At 70.4% G+C, this 16,712-nt stretch carries 14 protein-coding genes; 5 read left to right on the top strand and 9 right to left on the bottom strand.

Annotated elements, in window-relative coordinates:
* The first annotated feature begins 95 nt into the window (after positions 1-95).
* The 3 genes from ACFYWJ_RS21715 (at position 96) to ACFYWJ_RS21705 (ending at position 4,579) form a co-directional block, all read left to right on the top strand.
* Positions 96-1,253, top strand: coding sequence for an acyl-CoA dehydrogenase family protein (locus ACFYWJ_RS21715; RefSeq protein ID WP_355272293.1), 1,158 nt, complete (start codon positions 96-98; stop codon positions 1,251-1,253).
* A 71-nt stretch (positions 1,254-1,324) separates the two neighbouring features.
* On the top strand, positions 1,325-3,802 hold the full coding sequence (gene pepN / locus ACFYWJ_RS21710; protein WP_355272295.1) for an aminopeptidase N: 2,478 nt from the start codon (positions 1,325-1,327) through the stop codon (positions 3,800-3,802).
* A 90-nt stretch (positions 3,803-3,892) separates the two neighbouring features.
* Positions 3,893-4,579: a DNA alkylation repair protein gene (locus tag ACFYWJ_RS21705; RefSeq protein ID WP_355272296.1), complete on the top strand. Its 687-nt coding sequence runs from the start codon at positions 3,893-3,895 to the stop codon at positions 4,577-4,579.
* Between the two features lie 54 nt (positions 4,580-4,633).
* Here the strand turns inward: ACFYWJ_RS21705 and ACFYWJ_RS21700 are convergent, their stop codons facing one another.
* A complete protein-coding gene (locus ACFYWJ_RS21700; protein ID WP_355272298.1) occupies positions 4,634-5,257 on the bottom strand; it encodes a TetR/AcrR family transcriptional regulator in 624 nt (207 codons plus the stop codon).
* 84 nt (positions 5,258-5,341) lie between these two features.
* On the opposite strand from ACFYWJ_RS21700, the gene ACFYWJ_RS21695 reads away from it, so the two are divergent.
* Positions 5,342-7,012 carry an FAD-binding dehydrogenase gene (locus tag ACFYWJ_RS21695; RefSeq protein ID WP_355272299.1) on the top strand — a complete coding sequence of 557 codons (1,671 nt, stop codon included), beginning with the start codon at positions 5,342-5,344 and terminating at the stop codon, positions 7,010-7,012.
* A 65-nt stretch (positions 7,013-7,077) separates the two neighbouring features.
* Here the strand turns inward: ACFYWJ_RS21695 and ACFYWJ_RS21690 are convergent, their stop codons facing one another.
* From ACFYWJ_RS21690 to ACFYWJ_RS21670, 5 genes are all read right to left on the bottom strand, one after another.
* Positions 7,078-7,521: a hypothetical protein gene (locus ACFYWJ_RS21690; protein ID WP_355272301.1), complete on the bottom strand. Its 444-nt coding sequence runs from the start codon at positions 7,519-7,521 to the stop codon at positions 7,078-7,080.
* A gap of 187 nt (positions 7,522-7,708) precedes the next feature.
* Complete coding sequence (locus tag ACFYWJ_RS21685) at positions 7,709-8,341, bottom strand: TetR/AcrR family transcriptional regulator (protein ID WP_355272303.1); 633 nt, start codon at positions 8,339-8,341, stop codon at positions 7,709-7,711.
* 65 nt (positions 8,342-8,406) lie between these two features.
* Positions 8,407-9,972 carry an acyl--CoA ligase family protein gene (locus tag ACFYWJ_RS21680; protein ID WP_355272304.1) on the bottom strand — a complete coding sequence of 522 codons (1,566 nt, stop codon included), beginning with the start codon at positions 9,970-9,972 and terminating at the stop codon, positions 8,407-8,409.
* Positions 9,973-10,013: 41 nt separating this feature from the next.
* Positions 10,014-11,108: a saccharopine dehydrogenase NADP-binding domain-containing protein gene (locus ACFYWJ_RS21675; RefSeq protein WP_355272306.1), complete on the bottom strand. Its 1,095-nt coding sequence runs from the start codon at positions 11,106-11,108 to the stop codon at positions 10,014-10,016.
* Between the two features lie 11 nt (positions 11,109-11,119).
* Positions 11,120-12,397, bottom strand: coding sequence for an NADH:flavin oxidoreductase/NADH oxidase family protein (locus tag ACFYWJ_RS21670; RefSeq protein ID WP_355272308.1), 1,278 nt, complete (start codon positions 12,395-12,397; stop codon positions 11,120-11,122).
* A gap of 105 nt (positions 12,398-12,502) precedes the next feature.
* Here ACFYWJ_RS21670 and ACFYWJ_RS21665 point away from each other — a divergent pair, with 105 nt between their 5' ends.
* Positions 12,503-13,084, top strand: a complete 582-nt coding sequence (locus ACFYWJ_RS21665) for a TetR/AcrR family transcriptional regulator (protein WP_355272309.1) — start codon at positions 12,503-12,505, stop codon at positions 13,082-13,084.
* 23 nt (positions 13,085-13,107) lie between these two features.
* Here the strand turns inward: ACFYWJ_RS21665 and ACFYWJ_RS21660 are convergent, their stop codons facing one another.
* The 3 genes from ACFYWJ_RS21660 to ACFYWJ_RS21650 form a co-directional block, all read right to left on the bottom strand.
* Positions 13,108-14,706, bottom strand: a complete 1,599-nt coding sequence (locus tag ACFYWJ_RS21660; RefSeq protein WP_355272311.1) for a succinic semialdehyde dehydrogenase — start codon at positions 14,704-14,706, stop codon at positions 13,108-13,110.
* A gap of 70 nt (positions 14,707-14,776) precedes the next feature.
* Positions 14,777-15,730, bottom strand: a complete 954-nt coding sequence (locus ACFYWJ_RS21655; protein WP_355272313.1) for an alpha/beta hydrolase — start codon at positions 15,728-15,730, stop codon at positions 14,777-14,779.
* Between the two features lie 32 nt (positions 15,731-15,762).
* On the bottom strand, positions 15,763-16,689 hold the full coding sequence (locus tag ACFYWJ_RS21650) for an acetoacetate decarboxylase family protein (RefSeq protein WP_355272314.1): 927 nt from the start codon (positions 16,687-16,689) through the stop codon (positions 15,763-15,765).
* Positions 16,690-16,712 lie beyond the last annotated feature (23 nt).

Raw genomic sequence — 16,712 nt, 5'->3', positions numbered from 1 at the left:
TTGGCGGTTTGTCAACATCTACTCGTCCTATTGACAGAACGCCAACAACTGCTCACTCTGGTGCGCAGCCCATCGACATCAGGGAGAGGAACCCGATGACCACCGCCGAAACCGACCGCGGCATCGACGCCGAGTCGGAGCTGCAAGGCCTGGCCGAGTTGGCCCGCACCTTCTTCGCGAACACCGTCGCGCCGCATCGCGAGGAGTTCGCCGCGCAGGGCTTCCCGAGCCGGGAGGTCTATCGGCAGGCCGGCGAACTGGGCCTGCTGTGCATGTCGATCCCCGAGGAGTACGGCGGCGGCGGTGGCACCTTCGCCCATGAGGCCGTGCTGTTCACCGAGCAGGTCAAGGGCGGCGATTCCGCCATGCAGCTCGGCGTGCACACCGGCATCGTGCCGCACTACATCCTGGCCTACGCCTCGGAGGAGAACAGGAAGCGCTGGCTGCCCAAGCTCGCCTCCGGCGAGTGGATCGGCGCCATCGCGATGACCGAGCCCGGCACCGGCTCCGACCTGCAGAACATCGCCACCAAGGCGGTCAAGGACGGCGACGACTACGTCATCACCGGCGCCAAGACGTTCATCTCCAACGGCCGCAACTGCGACCTGCTGATCATCGCCGTCAAGACCGATCCGACCCAGGGCGCCAAGGGCGTGTCGCTGGTGGTCGCCGAGGTCTCCGACGACACCCCCGGCTTCGAACGCGGCAGGCTGCTCAAGAAGATCGGCCAGAAGGGCCAGGACACCACCGAGCTGTTCTTCGACGGGCTGCGCGTGCCGCAGGCCAACCTGCTCGGCGCCGAGGGCGAGGGCTTCATCCAGCTCATGCAGCAGCTGCCCCAGGAACGGCTGATCTGCGGCGTCGCGGCCGCCGCGGCGATCGAAGCGGCCGTCGCCGAGACGCTGGCCTATGTCAAGCAGCGCAATGCTTTCGGCAAGCCGCTGTTCGCCATGCAGAACACCCGGTTCGAGCTGGCCGACTGCGCGACGATCGCCGAGGTCGTGCGGACCTTCGTCGACTCGGCCGTCGAGAAGCACCTGCGCGGCGCGCTGGACGTGAAAACCGCCGCGATGGTCAAGTACTGGACCACCGATCAGCAGTCCCAGGTGATCGACCGGTGCGTCCAGCTCCACGGCGGCTACGGCTACATGGAGGAGTACCCGATCGCCCGGATGTGGGCCGACGGCCGCATCTCGCGGATCTACGCCGGCGCCAACGAGGTCATGAAGGACCTCATCGCCCGCTTCCTCTGACGCGCGACGCCTGATCGAGGCCGCGACGCCGAGCGGCGGCGTCGCGGCGCTCGGGCTGGCAGGATCGACGCGTGACTACCGCGAACCTGACCCGTGCCGAGACCGCCGCCCGATCGGCCGCGGTCACCGTCCGCGCCTATCGCGTCGACCTCGACCTGTCCGGCGCCGCCGACCACAGCGGCGACACCTTCGCCACCACGACCACCGTGGAATTCGACGCGACTGTGGACCGGACCTGGCTCGACTTCCTCGGCGAGTCGGTCGACTCGATGACGGTGAACGGGCAGGACGTGTCCGTCGACTACGACGGCGCGCGGATCACGATTCCCGATCTCGCCGCGGCGAATACAGTCGTGGTGCGCGCCACCGGCCGCTACAGCCGCTCGGGCGAGGGCCTGCACCGCTTCCTCGACCCGGCCGACGGCGCGACCTACCTGTACACCCAGTACGAGCCCGCGGACGCCCGCCGGGTCTTCGCGTGCTTCGAACAGCCGGACATGAAGGCGCCCTTCACCTTCGTGGTGACAGCGCCCGCGGGCTGGGAGGTGGTGTCGAATCGGCCGATCGCGACGATCGAGGACGAGGGCCCCCGGCAGCGGGTCGAGTTCTCCCCCACCCTGCCGATCTCCACCTACATCACCGCGATCGCGGCGGGCCCGTATCACCGCGTCGAATCCTCGTGGACGCGAGACGAACTCACGGTCCCGCTCGGGGTCCTGTGCCGCGCGTCCCTCGCCGGGCACCTCGACGCCGACACGATCCTCGAGGTGACGAAGCAGGGACTGGACTTCTTCGCCGAGCACTTCGCCTACCCGTACCCCTGGGGCAAGTACGACCAGATCTTCGTCCCCGAATACAACCTCGGAGCCATGGAGAACCCGGGCCTGGTCACCTTCACCGAGGCCTACGTCTTCCGCGGCGCGGCCACCGCCGCGCAGTACGAGGGCAGGGCGAACACCATCCTGCACGAGATGGCGCACATGTGGTTCGGCGATCTGGTGACGATGGTGTGGTGGGACGACCTGTGGCTCAAGGAGTCCTTCGCCGACTACATGGGCGCGCTGGCCAGTGCCGAGGCGACCGAGTGGACCGATGCCTGGGTGGCGTTCGCGAATCGCAGGAAGGCGTGGGCGTATTCGCAGGACCAGCTTCCGACGACGCACCCGATCGTCGCCGACATCGGCGACCTCGAGGCCGCCAAGCTCAATTTCGACGGCATCACCTATGCCAAGGGCGCCAGTGTGCTCAAGCAACTGGTCGCCTATGTCGGGCGCGACGAGTTCTTCACCGGCGTGCGCCGGTACTTCCGCACGCACGCGTTCGGCAACACCACCCTGGCCGATCTGCTGACCGAGCTGTCGGCGGATTCGGGCCGCGATCTGGCGGGCTGGGCCCGGGCCTGGTTGCAGACGACCGGCATGTCGACGCTGCTGCTCGACGACGGCGCGATCGTACAGACCGACCCGCGACCGCATCGACTCGCCGTCGGACTCTACGACTTCGACGCCGCGGGCGATCTGGTGCGCCGGGATCGGGTGGAGCTCGACCTCGTTGCCGAGCGGACGCCGGTCGCCCTCGAGCCCGCGCCGCTGCGCCTGCTCAACGACGGTGACCTCACCTACGCCAAGGTCCGGCTGGACACCGATTCGCTGGCCACCGTGGAGAAGTCGCTGGACCGGGTGACCGATCCCCTGGCACGCGGATTGATCTGGTCGGCGCTCTGGAACGCCGCGCGCGACGGCGAACTCGAGGTCGAGCGGTATCTGCGGATGGCCCGCGACTTCGCCCCCGCCGAATCGAACACAGCCCTGCTCGCCGCGGTGCTCGCCAATGCCTCCTTCGCCATCGGCCACTACCTGCCCGCGGCCGACCGGGAGCGGTGGCGCGGCGAATGGCTGGAATCATGCTGGGCCACTCTGCATTCCGCGGCACCGGGCTCCGGTGAGCAGCTGGCGTGGGCGCGGGCGACCGCGTCCGCCGCCACCGTCGACGGCCGCCGGGCCGCCGATCTCCGCGCGATCCTGCTCGGCGACGCGCCCGCGCCGGAGGGTCTGGCGCTGGATCCCGATCTGCGCTGGCAACTGTGGACCGCCCTGGCCGCGACCGGTGCCGCCACGGAGGCCGAGCTGGACGCCGAGCTCACCGGCGACAGCACCGCCTCGGGCCGGACCGCCCATCGCCGGGCACTGGCCGCCCGCCCGGAACCGGAGGTGAAGGCCGCCGCGTGGGCCGCGGCACTCGGCGACACCACCTTGACCAACGACCACCTCGACGCCGTCATCGACGGGTTCCGCGCCGGACAGCGCCGCGACCTCGTCGCCCGCTACGACGACGAGTACTTCGCGGTGCTGCGGGAGGTGTGGGAGCAGCGCAGTATCGAGATCGCGCGGCGCATCGTCCTCGGCCTCTTCCCCGCGGCCGACTCGCTCGACCAGGTGGACGCCTGGCTCGACACGCATGCCGACGCACCGGGTGCGCTGCGACGCTTGGTGATCGAACAGCGCGACCATCTCGCCCGCGATCTGCGGGTGCGCGCGGGCGGCCGGTAGCCCGCGGTCCCGACCTCGGGTGGGCGAGGTCGGGACCGCCGCCGGACGTACGCTGACAGCGCAGTGGAACCGACCAGCGAGGAGACCGGTGTGACGACCAGTTCAGCGCCCCAGACCACGGTGGACGAGGTGCTGGCCGAGCTGGCCGCCCTGGCCGACCCGAAGATCCTCGCCGTCAACACCCGGCACGGCGACGACCACGCGGTCAACCTGACCAAGCTCCACGCGGTGGCGAAGGCACTGAAAACCCAGCACGAGCTGGCCGGCGAGCTGTGGGCGACCGGTGACACCGCCGCCCGGCTCGTCGCGATCCTGATCAGCCGCCCCAAGTCCTACACCGCCGCCGAACTCGACGCCATGCTGCGCGACGCCCGCGTCCCCAAGGTGCACGATTGGCTCGTCAGCTACCTCGTGAAGAAGAGCCCGCACGTCGAGGAACTCCGCATCGCCTGGTTCGCCGACCCCGACCCCGTCGTCGCCGGTGCGGGCTGGGCACTGACCAGCGACCGCGTCGCGAAGTCCCCCGACGGACTCGACCTGCCCCACCTGCTCGACCTCATCGAGTCCCACATGAAGGACGCCCCCAACCGCCTCCAGTGGGCCATGAACGAATGCCTGGCCACCATCGGCATCCACCACCCCGCCCTACGCCCCCGCGCGATCACGATCGGCGAAACCCTCCGCGTCCTCGAGGACTACCCCACCCCACCCAACTGCACCTCCCCCTACGCCCCCATCTGGATCACCGAAATAGTCCGCCGCAACACCCAGCCCTAGCCACGACGGCGGTTCCCGCCAGCGCCACCCTTGACCTCGAGCTGTGTTGACGCGTCAGGCCCGGGGTGGGGCGACGACGCCGAGGCGGGTGATCAGGCGGGCCAGCCAGTCTCGGGCGGCGGGCTGGTCGTTGTCGAGCAGGAGTTGGACGGTGACGCCGTCGTAGGCGGCGACGACCGAGTGGGCCAGTTCGGCGATCGAGCCGAGTTCGGGGGGCACGGTGAAGCCGCTGGCGGCGAGTTTGTCGGCGATGGCGGCGCGGAGCTGGGCGCGGTGGGTGATCAGGCGGGCGGCGATGTCGGGGCGGCGGGCGGCGTGGGTGAGGAAGTCGGTCTTCACCAGGAGCCAGTCGCGGTCGAGGAGCAGGGTCGCCGACAGCCGGTCGACGAAGCCTGCCACGTCCGCGGGGTCGTCGATCGCGGCGAGCGCGTCGCGCACCTGCCCGGTGATCAGGGTGGCGCGCTGGTCGTAGAGGACGAAGAACAGTTCCTCGAGACTGTCGAACTGGGAGTAGAACGCGCCCCGCGTGTAGCCCGCCGCGCCGCACACGTCCTCGATGCGCACCAGCCCGAAACCCTTCTCGGCGAACACGGAGAACGCGGCCTCGAGCAGGCGCGCCCTGGTCTCGGCCCGGCGCCGGGTCACGCGGGGTGGCTTGGCCGTCTCGGTCGTGTTCACGGATCGACGATACCTCCCGCCATCAGATGCACTAATGTATCCGATGCAGCAATGAAGCTTTTGCGGAGAGTGGAGGTAGTCCGGATGGATGCCGATGTCATCGTGGTCGGCGCGGGCCTGGCTGGCCTGGTCGCGACCCATGAGCTGACCCGCCGGGGCAAGCGTGTCCTGGTGGTCGATCAGGAGAACGCGGCCAACCTCGGCGGGCAGGCGTTCTGGTCCTTCGGCGGGATCTTCCTGGTCGACAGTCCCGAGCAGCGCAGGCTGGGCATCCGGGACTCGCTCGAGCTGGCGTGGAACGACTGGAGCGGCAGCGCGGGCTTCGACCGGCTCGACGACGAGGACAGCTGGGCCGCCCGCTGGGCCCGCGCCTACGTCGAGTTCGCCGCGGGCGAGAAGCGCTCCTACCTCACCGATCTCGGCATCGGCTTCGTGCCGTCGGTCGGCTGGGCCGAGCGCGGCGACCTGCGCGCCGAGGGCCACGGCAATTCGGTCCCCCGCTTCCACGTCGCCTGGGGTACCGGCACCGGTGTCGTCGGGCCGTTCACCGACTCCGCGCTCCGCGCCGCGGACGCCGGACTGGTCACCTTCCGGCATCGGCACCGGGTCGACGAGCTGGTGTTCACCGACGGTGCCGTCACCGGCGTGCGCGGGGCGATCCTCGCCGACGACGACGCCGAACGCGGCGCACCGTCAACCCGGGACGTGGTCGGCGAGTTCGACTTCGGCGCGGCCGCCGTGGTTCTCGCGACCGGTGGGATCGGCGGCAATCACGACACGGTCCGGCGACACTGGCCCGCGCGGCTCGGCGCGCCGCCGGCGCACATGATCACCGGCGTCCCCGCCTATGTCGACGGGCGCATGCTCGATATCGCCGCCGACGCCGGAGTCCGGCTGGTCAACCGGGATCGCATGTGGCACTACACCGAAGGCATCCGGAACTGGGATCCGATCTGGCCCGAGCACGCGATCCGGATCCTGCCCGGTCCGTCGTCGCTGTGGTTCGACGCGCTGGGCCGTCGGCTGCCCGCCCCGTACCTGCCCGGCTACGACACCCTGGGCACGCTGCGCTACCTGCGCACTACCCCCGAACTGGCCGAGCACGACCATTCCTGGTTCGTCACCACGCAGCGGATCGTCGCCAAGGAGTTCGCGCTGTCGGGGTCGGAGCAGAATCCCGACATCACCGCGAAGAACCGCGTCGGGATGATCCGGGAACGGGTCTTCGGCAAGGGCGCTCCCGCGCCGGTGGAAGCGTTCAAGCGGCACGGCGCCGACTGGGTGGTCGCCGACACGCTCGACGACCTGGTCGCAAAGATGAACGCACTCACCGAGCGGCCGCTGCTCGACCCGGATCGACTGCGCGAGCAGATCGTCGCCCGGGATCTCCAGGTGGACAACGCGTTCAGCAAGGACGCCCAGATCCAGGGCATCCACAATTCCCGCCGCTACCTCGGCGACCGCATCACCCGCACCACCGCACCGCACCGCGTTCTCGATCCGGCCGCCGGACCGCTGATCGGCGTGAAACTCCATGTCCTGACCCGCAAGTCGCTCGGCGGCATCCAGACCGACCTCGACTCCCGCGCGCTCGGCGCCGACGGCACGCCGATTCCCGGGCTCTTCGCGGCGGGCGAGGCCGCGGGCTTCGGCGGTGGTGGCGTGCACGGCTACAACGCGCTCGAGGGCACCTTCCTCGGCGGGTGCGTCTTCTCCGGACGAGCGGCGGGCCGCGCCGCGGCCGACGAGGCCTGACCAGCGGAACGCGAACGGCGCCCCCGGAATCCCGGAGGCGCCGTTCCGCGCATCGCGTCAGCGGATCAGGCGGTGCGCACCGCCGTGACGATCGCGACGGCCGCCGCGGACAGCGCCGCGAGCACGACCCCGCCGAGGACGACCGCGGCGGCGGCGACCGTGAACTGGGCCCAGCCCACCATCAGCGCGGCCACGCCGAGCACCACGAGGACCGCGTCGACACTCACCGAGGCCAGTACCACATCATCACGCTCCAGCAGCCGCGGAGCCAGGGCGACGGTGGCCAGGCCGAGCAGGACCGAGACCAGGCCGACCGCGACGAAGACGGGGACGGCCATTCCGGTGCCGACCTCGACTCCGAGGATCAGCGCGGCGAAGGGGACGAGGCCGTAGAGCACGCGGATCGCGCCCACTCCGCGCAGCGTCCACGCGGACGCGTCGACGGGGGCGCCCCCGGTGGAGGTCCGGGTCGCGTACGCCATCTGCACAGTTGCCACCTGGCTGGTCATATCCCGCTCCTTCGATATTTTCACACTTGCGTGCAATTGCACGATGATGTGAAACTACGCCTGTTGCACAACCTTGTGCAACAACTCGTGGGGGGACTCACAGCGCCTCCGATTCGTGCCGAGCAGCACAGTCGGAGCCGTTCGCGGACAGCGTGATTCGTCGAGCGGTCGCCCGCCCGCGGCACAGTCAGTGCGGTGCCGAGGCCGCCGCGGTCCGGGCGATCGCCGCGGCGGTGGAGCGGTCGACTCCGGCCGCGATCAGGCAGGCCAGGGCGGCGTCGCGCCCGGCGTCGGCGTCGACCCACTCACCGTCGCTGTGCGCGTTCAGCAGCGCGAGCACCAGTGCTGTGAGCACCCGGGCGACCGCGGCGGGCGGCAGATGGTCGGCGAAGGTTCCGTCGGCTTGACCAGCGGCGATCAGGGTGACCAGCCGGGTGCGGACAGGCGCGAGCCGGTCGGACATCCGGGCGCGCGACCCGGCTTCGTCCAGGCGCAGCAGCAGCTGGAACTCGTCGCCGACCGCCCACAGCGCGACGGTCATCTCGGCGATCACCGTGGCGGGCGCGTGCGCCGTGTCGATGCCGTCCAGCGCCCGGTCCACCTGCTCGAAAGCTTCGTCGAGCATGCCGTCGATCAGCGCTTCTCTGGTGGGGAAATGTCCGTAGAGAGTACGGCGGACCATGCCCGCGGCGGCGGCGATGTCCTCCATGCTCGCCGCGGGGTTACGCAGCAGCTCGTCCCCGGCCACGGCGAGAATGCGTCGCCGGTTGGCCAGGGCGCGCGGCCCGAGGGCGGCGGTCGAGTGCGTCGTCGCAGTCACGTACTTCCTTTCGCCCACCACCCTCCCACACCTGCGCGGGGGCGGGCAAAAGACCCTCCGGGGGCTCACCGGATGCGCCGATCCTCCTCCGCCCAGGCCGCTTCCCGCAGGAGATACTTCTGCACCTTCCCGGTCGACGTGCGCGGCAGCGGCCCGAACGTCACGGACTTCGGCGCCTTGAACCGCGCCAGCCGCTCCCGCACGAAGTCGACGAGTTCGCCCTCGGTCACGCTCGCGCCCTCCTTGAGCGCCACATACGCGGCGGGCACTTCACCCCATCGCTCGTGCGGTACCGCGATCACCGCCGCCTCCAGGACCGCGGGGTGGTCGGCGAGTGCCTGTTCGACCTCGACGGAGGCGATGTTCTCGCCGCCGGAGATGATCACATCCTTGCTGCGGTCGCGCAGTTCGATGTAGCCGTCGGGGTGGACGACACCCAGGTCGCCGGTGCGGAACCAGCCGTCGGGGACGGCCGCCGCGGTCGCGTCCTCGTCGTCGAGGTAGCCGAGCATCAGGTTGTTGCCGCGCAGGGCGATCTCGCCGACCGATCGGCCGTCGGCGGGAACATCGGCGCCGGACGCGCCGATCACCCTGGCCCGGCACGAGATCATGTTCCCGACGCCTTGCCGGGCCTTGAGCCGCGCCTGGGTGTCCTCGTCCAGTCCGTTCCATTCCGGTCGCCAGTCACAGATCATCGCCGGGCCGAAGGTCTCGGTCAGCCCGTACAGGTGGGTCACCTCGAAACCGAGTTCGTCCATGCGGCGCAGGATGGCCGGGCTCGGCGGCGCTCCCCCGGTCGCGACCCGCACCGGCGGCGTGACCGGATGCGCCTGCGGCGCGTAGGCGAGCATCGAGAGCACCGTCGGCGCGCCGTTCAGATGGGTGACCCCCTGCTCGGCGATCAACCGCCAGACCTCGCCGGGATCCACCTTCGGCAGACAGACGTGGGTACCACCGGCCGCGGTGACGGCCCACGGGAAACACCAGCCGTTGCAGTGGAACATCGGCAGTGTCCACAGGTGCACCGACGACGGCGACAGACCGGTGTGGCCCACCATCGCCAGCGCCTGCAGGTAGGCGCCACGATGGTGGTACATCACGCCTTTCGGCTTGCCGGTCGTGCCCGAGGTGTAGTTGATCGACAGCAGCGACCGCTCGTCGGCGGGTGCGACCGACGACGGTGTGGCCTCGGCGAGCAGCCGTTCGTACCGTTCGTCCGCGACGATCACCCGGGGCGGCACCGGCAGGTCGTCGAGCGCCTCGGCGAGGAGGTCGACGAAGACCGGATCGACCACCACCACGGCGACTTTCGCGTGCCGGAGGACATAGGCGATCTCGGCGGCGGCGAGGCGGGTGTTCAGGGCGACGAGCGCGACACCCGCCCAGGGCACGCCGAAGTGCGCTTCCAGCAGCACATGGGTGTTCGGCGCGAGGACCGCCACCGGTCGCCCCTCGGCCAGCGGCCCGAGCGCGCCCGCGAGCCGGCGGCACCGCTCCCGCACCTGCGCGTAGGTCCATCGGTCGTCGCCATCGATGACGGCGATCCGGTCGCCGTGCGCGTCGGCCGCCCGGTCCAGGAAGGCGACCGGCGTCAGCGGCTCGAAGGACAGACGATCCAGATCCGGCGACATCCGTCGCCTCCTCTCCCGGGTGGTTGACGGCGGGACACGGCTCAGATCGGCCGGAGCCCGACTTCGGCACAACCGGCCACGAACTGGCCGAGCCCGAAGGCCTCGACGGGGCCGACGACTCCCGCGGTGTGCGGTGGCGTGGACGCCAGCCGCTCGGCGGCCCAGGCCATCAGTTCACCGGTCAGGCTGTACGCGCTGGGGCCTTCGACGTGCACTTCGGCCAGCGGGCCGTGCGCACCGGACGCCACGGCGACGACCTGTGAGCGGGTACGAGCCCGTTCGGCGGCATCGGGACCACCGGGCGGGCCGATCATCGGCCGGGTGAGTACCTCGATGGCCTTGCGGCCGAGCGGGATTCGCGTCGTGACCGCGGCCATCGCCGAGAGCGCAACGAGCGGTCGGCTGAGTCTCGGGAACCAGCCGTTGTAGACGGTGATCTCGTCCAGGGCGGGAAAACCGGTGGGCAGGAACAGCACCTCGGTGCCGGAGACGAGCGTGGCGTACTTGCGCTTGCCCCCGATGTCGAAGCCGCGGACCCGGGATCCGGTGCGTTCCTCGACGAGTCGTCCGCCGCGTCGGCGCGCCGACGGCAGCGTCAGGCCGTCGCGCAGTGTACTGCGGGTGCCGTGGCTGAGGCCGCGCCGCAGCGAGCCGTTAGCGAAGTAGCCGATGTCGATTGCACGCAACTCCGAGCCGGCCTTGCGAGCGGCGAGCGTGCCCGCCAGGATCCCGGGAACATAGTCGTAGCCGAACGCGGGCAGCATCAGCGAACCGGTCTCCCGGGCCCGCTCGTGCAGCTCCCGGCGCAGGTCGAGGACGAATCCGACCTCGCCGGTGGAATCGATGTAGTGCGCGCCCGCCTCGGCGGCCGCGCGGGCCACGCCGTGGCCGAACCGCTCGAACGGGCCGACGGTGCTGATGAGCACATCACCCCGACGCACCAGGCGCGCGACGCTGTCCGCGTCGGTGGCGTCGGCGACGACGGTGGCCAGACCGCCGGCGCGGGTGGCGATCGCGGCGAGGGCGGCGCCGTCGCGCCCGGCGAGCACGGGTGTCAGGCCACGGCGCAGCAGCGCGTCGAGGACGAGCCCGCCGGTGTAGCCGGTGACGCCGAGCAGGACGATCCGTCCGGTCATCGAGTTCTCCTTCATCGTGCGGCCGCCGCGATCGTCTGCCGACGCTGCTTCGACGAGAGCCACTGCGCGTAGCGGCGCAGGGCGCGCGCTTGGACGCGCTGGTCGGCGATCATCGCCAGGGCCGGACTGACAGTGAAGGCCGGCGCCGAACCGGTCGCCATGCGGCGCATCTGGTAGCGAACCATCGCCATCTCGGTCGCCGAGGCCAGGGCCTTGTCGGTCCAGGTCACCGGCTTCATCGACCGGGGCGCTTCGCGGCCGTCACGCCAGCGGCGCGGCAGGTCGGGAGTGACCGCGAGGGCCGTCGCCATGCCGACCACCTCGACCTTGTTGGCCAGGACGCGACGCGCGGTCTCCTGGCGGGAGATGCCGCCGGTCAGCATGAGCGGCAGCGCGCTGGTCCTGGCCAGGTCGGCGGCCAGCTCCAGGAAGTAGGCCTCGCGGGCGGCGATACGGCCGTCGACGGGTCGGCCGGACATGGCCGGGCTCTCGTAGCTGCCGCCGGACACCTCGACGAGGTCGACCCCGGTCGAGGCGAGCATGCCGATCACCGTGTGCGCGTCGGTGGCGTCGAAACCACCGCGCTGGAAGTCCGCGGAATTCAGTTTCACCGCCACCGCGAACGACGGCGCCACCACCGCGCGAATGCCGCGCACGATCTCGACCAGGAACCTCGCCCGATTCTCGAGCGATCCGCCCCATTCGTCGGTGCGATTGTTGACCAGCGGCGAGAGGAACTGCGACAGCAGATATCCGTGCGCGGCATGCACTTCCACGCCGTCGAATCCCGCTTCCTCGGCACGCCGGGCCGTGGTGACGAATCGTGTGATGGTGTCGTCGATCTGCCCGGCGGTCATCGCCACCGGCTGACCGAATCGCTTGGTATGGCGGCCGAGGTCGACCCCGATGTCGGAGGGACCCCACACCACGCCCGGCATGCGCGCCTGCACCTGCCGACCCGGGTGACTGATCTGCATCCACATCGTCGCGCCCGCCGCCTTGCCCGCCTGTGCCCACGCCACGAACGGCGCGAGCGGGGCGTACGCGTCCAGGACGATGCCGCCGGGCCCAGTGAGCGCTTCGGCGTGCACCATCACGTTGCCGGTGATCAGCAGGCCGGTGCCGCCGGCACCCCAGCGCCGGTACAGCGCGACCAGGCGCTCGTCGGGAATCTGCCCGATGCCCGCCATCCCCTCCTCCATGGCCGCCTTGGCGATCCGGTTCGGCAGGATGTGGCCGGATCGCAGTCGCAGCGGCGAGAACAACCCGCCCGGGTCCGGACTCGACATCGATGGCTCCTTTCGCGCACGCATATTGACACTGCTTACATTCGTGCGTGAGCGCCAACGGTAGGGATAGATGTAAGCATTGTCAACACTTGCTAAATTGATCCCATGGCACAGTCGAGCACCTCGTACCACCACGGCGATCTCCCCAGCGCGCTGGTGCGTGCCGCCGTGGAGCTCCTCGAGGAGGACGGCGCGGCGGACCTCTCGCTCCGCGCGGCCGCCCGCCGGGCCGGGGTGTCCACGGCCGCGCCGTACCGGCATTTCGCCGATCGGGACGCGCTGCTGTCGGCCGTGGCCGCCGTCGGTTACCGCGACCTGGCCGAGCAGCTCGTGGCCGCCAGCCCGGCGCCGAGCACGTCCGAGGACCTGGCCGCGATCGCGGTCGCCTACGTGCGCTTCGCCCTGGCCCGGCCCGCGCTGTTCCGGGTGATGTTCTCCGATCCCTGCGATCCAACCAGCCCGGAACGCGTGGCCGCCACGACCGCGATCCACGAGTACGTCAGAGCGATTGTGCGCCAGGTGTTTCCCGACGGCGACGAGGACTCCCTCGCGACCGCGATGTGGGCGCTGGTCCACGGGCTCGCGTTCCTCTACCTGCACGGGAAGTTCGACGCCGACGGGCTCGACGACCGAGTCCGCGCCACCGTCTTCGCGGTGCTCGAACTCCCGGGCCGCGCACCCGCCTGAGGCGATCCGGGCAGGGCCGGTGCTCAGTGCGCGCCGACCCGCTTCAGGCCCTTCAGCACTGTCGTCAAGGTGGTGGCCCACGCGCTCTGCGACAGGCCCGCGGGCGCGTCGAAGCCCAGGAGCCGCTGGTGGGCAACGGTTTGCGCCTCGGTGTACTTCAGCATGCCGTCGGCACCGTGCCGTCTGCCCAGGCCGGAGTCACCCATACCGCCCATCGGGGCGTCGACACTGCCCCACGCCGCGGCGTAGGCGTCGTTGACATTGACCGTGCCCGCGTGCACCCGCGCCGCGACCGCACGGCCCTTGGCGCCGTTGCGCGTCCAGACACTGGCGTTGAGGCCGTAGTCGGTGGCGTTGGCCCGCTCGACCGCCTCGTCGATGTCGCCGAAGGAGTAGATCGAGACGACCGGACCGAAGGTCTCGTGGTCGTAGAGCGTCATCTCCGGGGTGACACCCGTCAGAATCGTCGGCTCGTAGAACAGCGGCCCGAGGTCGGGCCTGGCACGGCCACCGGCCAGCACCGTCGCGCCCTTGGCGACCGCGTCCTCGACATGCGCGGTGACGGTGTCCAGCTGCGACCGGTTGGTCAGGCAGCCGACATCGGTGCTGTAGTCGTAGGCCGCGCCGATGGTCAAGGCCTCGGTGCGGGCGACGAACGCGGCCACGAACTCCTCCCGGATCGACTCGGCGACATACATCCGCTCGATGGAGACACACAGCTGTCCGGTCGAGGAGAAGCAGGCGGAGACGGCGCCCGCGGCGGTGCGCGCGATATCGGCGTCGTCGAGCACGATCATCGGGTTCTTGCCGCCGAGCTCCAGGGAGGCCCCGATCAGGCGTTCACCGGCGGCACGCGCGATCCGGCGGCCGCTTGCGGTGGACCCCGTGAACATCAGGTAGTCGGCGTTGTCCATCAGTGGCGTCCCGATCGAACTGCCGCGACCGACCACCATCTGCCACACGCCCTCCGGCAGACCGGCTTCGCGCAGCAGGTCCAGCGCCCACAGCGCGGTCAACGCGGTCTGGGTGTCGGGCTTCTGCACCACCGCGTTGCCCGCGAGCAGCGCCGGAATGGCATCGCCCGCACCCATGCTCAGCGGGTAGTTCCAGGGCGAGATGATCGCGACCACGCCTTTGGGATGGCGCAGTTCGGTCGTGTGGGTCAGCACCGGAATCGCGCCGCGCCGCCGCTTCGGGGCGAGTAGCTTCGCGGCGCCGCGGGCGTAGTACCTGGTGGCGATCGCGATGTCGGTGACCTCGAGGAAGGCGTCGCGGCGGGTCTTGCCGTTCTCGGCCTGCATCAGGTCCAGCACCTCGTGCTGACGGTCGAGCAGCAGATCGTGGAATCGCAGCAGGATCGCCTTCCGGGCCGCCACCGGGGTGGCGGCCCACCCGGCCTGGGCGACGCGGGCGCGCGCGAAGGCGGCCTCGACGTCGGCGGGCGTCGAGACCGGCAGGGTCGCCAGAGGTGCCCCGGTGAACGGAACGGTGGTGGTGACCTGCGCGGCATCGGGCGCGGCCGTGATGTGCGCGGCCAGCCGCCGGATCACGGCCTGCGTCAGCGACGGCGGGAGATCCGCGCCGCGGTGGGTCGTGGGTCGGGGTGCGTGGTCGAGGGACATGTGGGACTCCATGGTGTCGACGTCCCCCTGCCGGGTTCGGCGCGCGGCCGAACCCGGCAGGGGGACGGATTCAGTGCAGTGCCGCGCGCAGGGTGTCCTGCGCCAGCTTGATGGCGGCGTTCGCCGCCTGGGTCGAGCGCATGGCGTTGATCATCACGAAGTCGTGGATGATCCCGCCGAAGCGCACCTGGGTGACCGGTACCCCGGCCGCGCGCAGCTTGGCCGCGTACGCCTCGCCTTCGTCGCGCAGGACGTCGGCCTCGCCGGTGATCACCAATGCCGGTGGCAGCCCGCGCAACTCGTCGAGCGAGGCACGCAGCGGCGCGGCGTAGATCTCCGCGCGCTGCGCGTCGTTCTCGGTGTACTGATCCCAGAACCACCGCATGCCCTCGCGGGCGAGGAAGTAGTGCTCGGCGAACTGCCGGTAGGACCCGGTGTCGAAATCGGCGTCGGTCACCGGATAGAACAGCACCTGCTGGGTGATGTGGACGTCGCCGCGATCCTTGGCCATCAGGGTGAGAACGGCGGTCATGTTCCCACCGACCGAGTCACCCACCGCCGCGAAACGGGAAGCGTCCAAGCCCTTCTCGGCACCGTGCGCGACCACCCACTGGGCGGCGGCGTAGTTCTGTTCGATGGCCGTCGGGTACTTCGCCTCGGGCGACAGGTCGTACTCCGGGAACACGACGGCGGCGTCGGCACCGACCGCGAGTTCGCGCACCAGCCGGTCGTGGGTGTGCGCGTTGCCGAACACCCAGCCTGCGCCATGAATGTAGAACACGACGGGGAGGGTGCCGGTCGCGCCCGCGGGTTTGACGATGCGGACCCGCACCGATCCCGTCGGACCACCCTCGACGGTGAGCCATTCCTCGTCGATCGCGGGTTTGCCCTCTTCGCTCGCCTGGACCTCGTCGACCGCCTTGCGCCCCTCGGCGGGCGGCAACTGGAACAGGAACGGTGGGGTGTCGGTGGCTTTCGCGAACTCCGCCGCCTCGGGCTCGAGAACCGGCTCGATCTGCGTCATCGTGCTCTCCTTCTGCTCGGGTGTTCGGATACTCAGCTCTCGCCGGCGCGACTCCGGACGGAGGTCGGGACCGGCATGTGCAGGGCCAGTTGGCCTTCCGTCGTCACATCGAGACGGACGGTCTTGATCGGGGCGAGCGAGCGCAGATCCTCGGACAGGCGGCCGCGCCCCAGCCGCAGGTCGACGCCCCGGGGGAAGCTCGCGCTGCCCGCCGAGAGCAGGTTGATCTGGCTGAGCGTGGCGAACCAGGCGCCGTCCATGGTGGTGTAGGAGGTCAGCGACGACACCCGGTCACCGCTGCGGTAGCTCGTCTGCGCCGGGGTGGCGACCGACAGCGACAGGTCGGTGTCACCGTTGTCGTCGGCGACCCGCGCCGTGGTGCGGGTGGCGTCGATGTCGACGTCGACCTCGGTGACCCACTTCGGGAAGCCGTAGCCGTCGTGCCCGCGGACCTGGGCGATCTGGGTGCTCACCGGGAGCGAGAACACATAGGAATCGAGGTGATCGGTGTCGAGGCCGGTGACCAGATCGGCGAAGCCGAGCCTGCCGTGACGCGCGGGCCGCACCGCGACACCGATCCCGACCTCGGTGTAGAAGTCGATGTCGCACACGTCGTAGCGGAAGAACATCGCCGAGACCAGGCCGATCCCCGGCGCGACCTCGAGCGGCGCCAGCTCACGTGGCAGCCTGGCCCGGATCGCCTTGGACCGGGCCAGCATCGTGAGCCGCGCGCTGGCCATCCGGTAGTAGAAATTCGGGGTGTAGGTCTCGCCGATCCGCGAGTCGACCCGACTCTTGGGCAGGCGCCGGAAATAGTCGACACCGCTCACCCGGGGATCGCGGGCGACCTCGTCGAGATCGGTCTGCATCCGGTAGCGGTCGTACAGCCCGCCCTCCGGAACGGTGACCACCCGGCCACCGAGGTCCACCTCGACGGTGTCCTGACGAGTCGCTGACATCGGCGTAGCTCCCTTGCTCGCGG

It is taken from the genome of Nocardia sp. NPDC003269, assembly GCF_042888005.1.
Taxonomy (GTDB): Bacteria; Actinomycetota; Actinomycetes; order Mycobacteriales; family Mycobacteriaceae; genus Nocardia.
The sequence above is the reverse complement of the archived record's forward strand: the minus strand, read 5'-3'. Positions and strand labels throughout refer to the sequence as shown.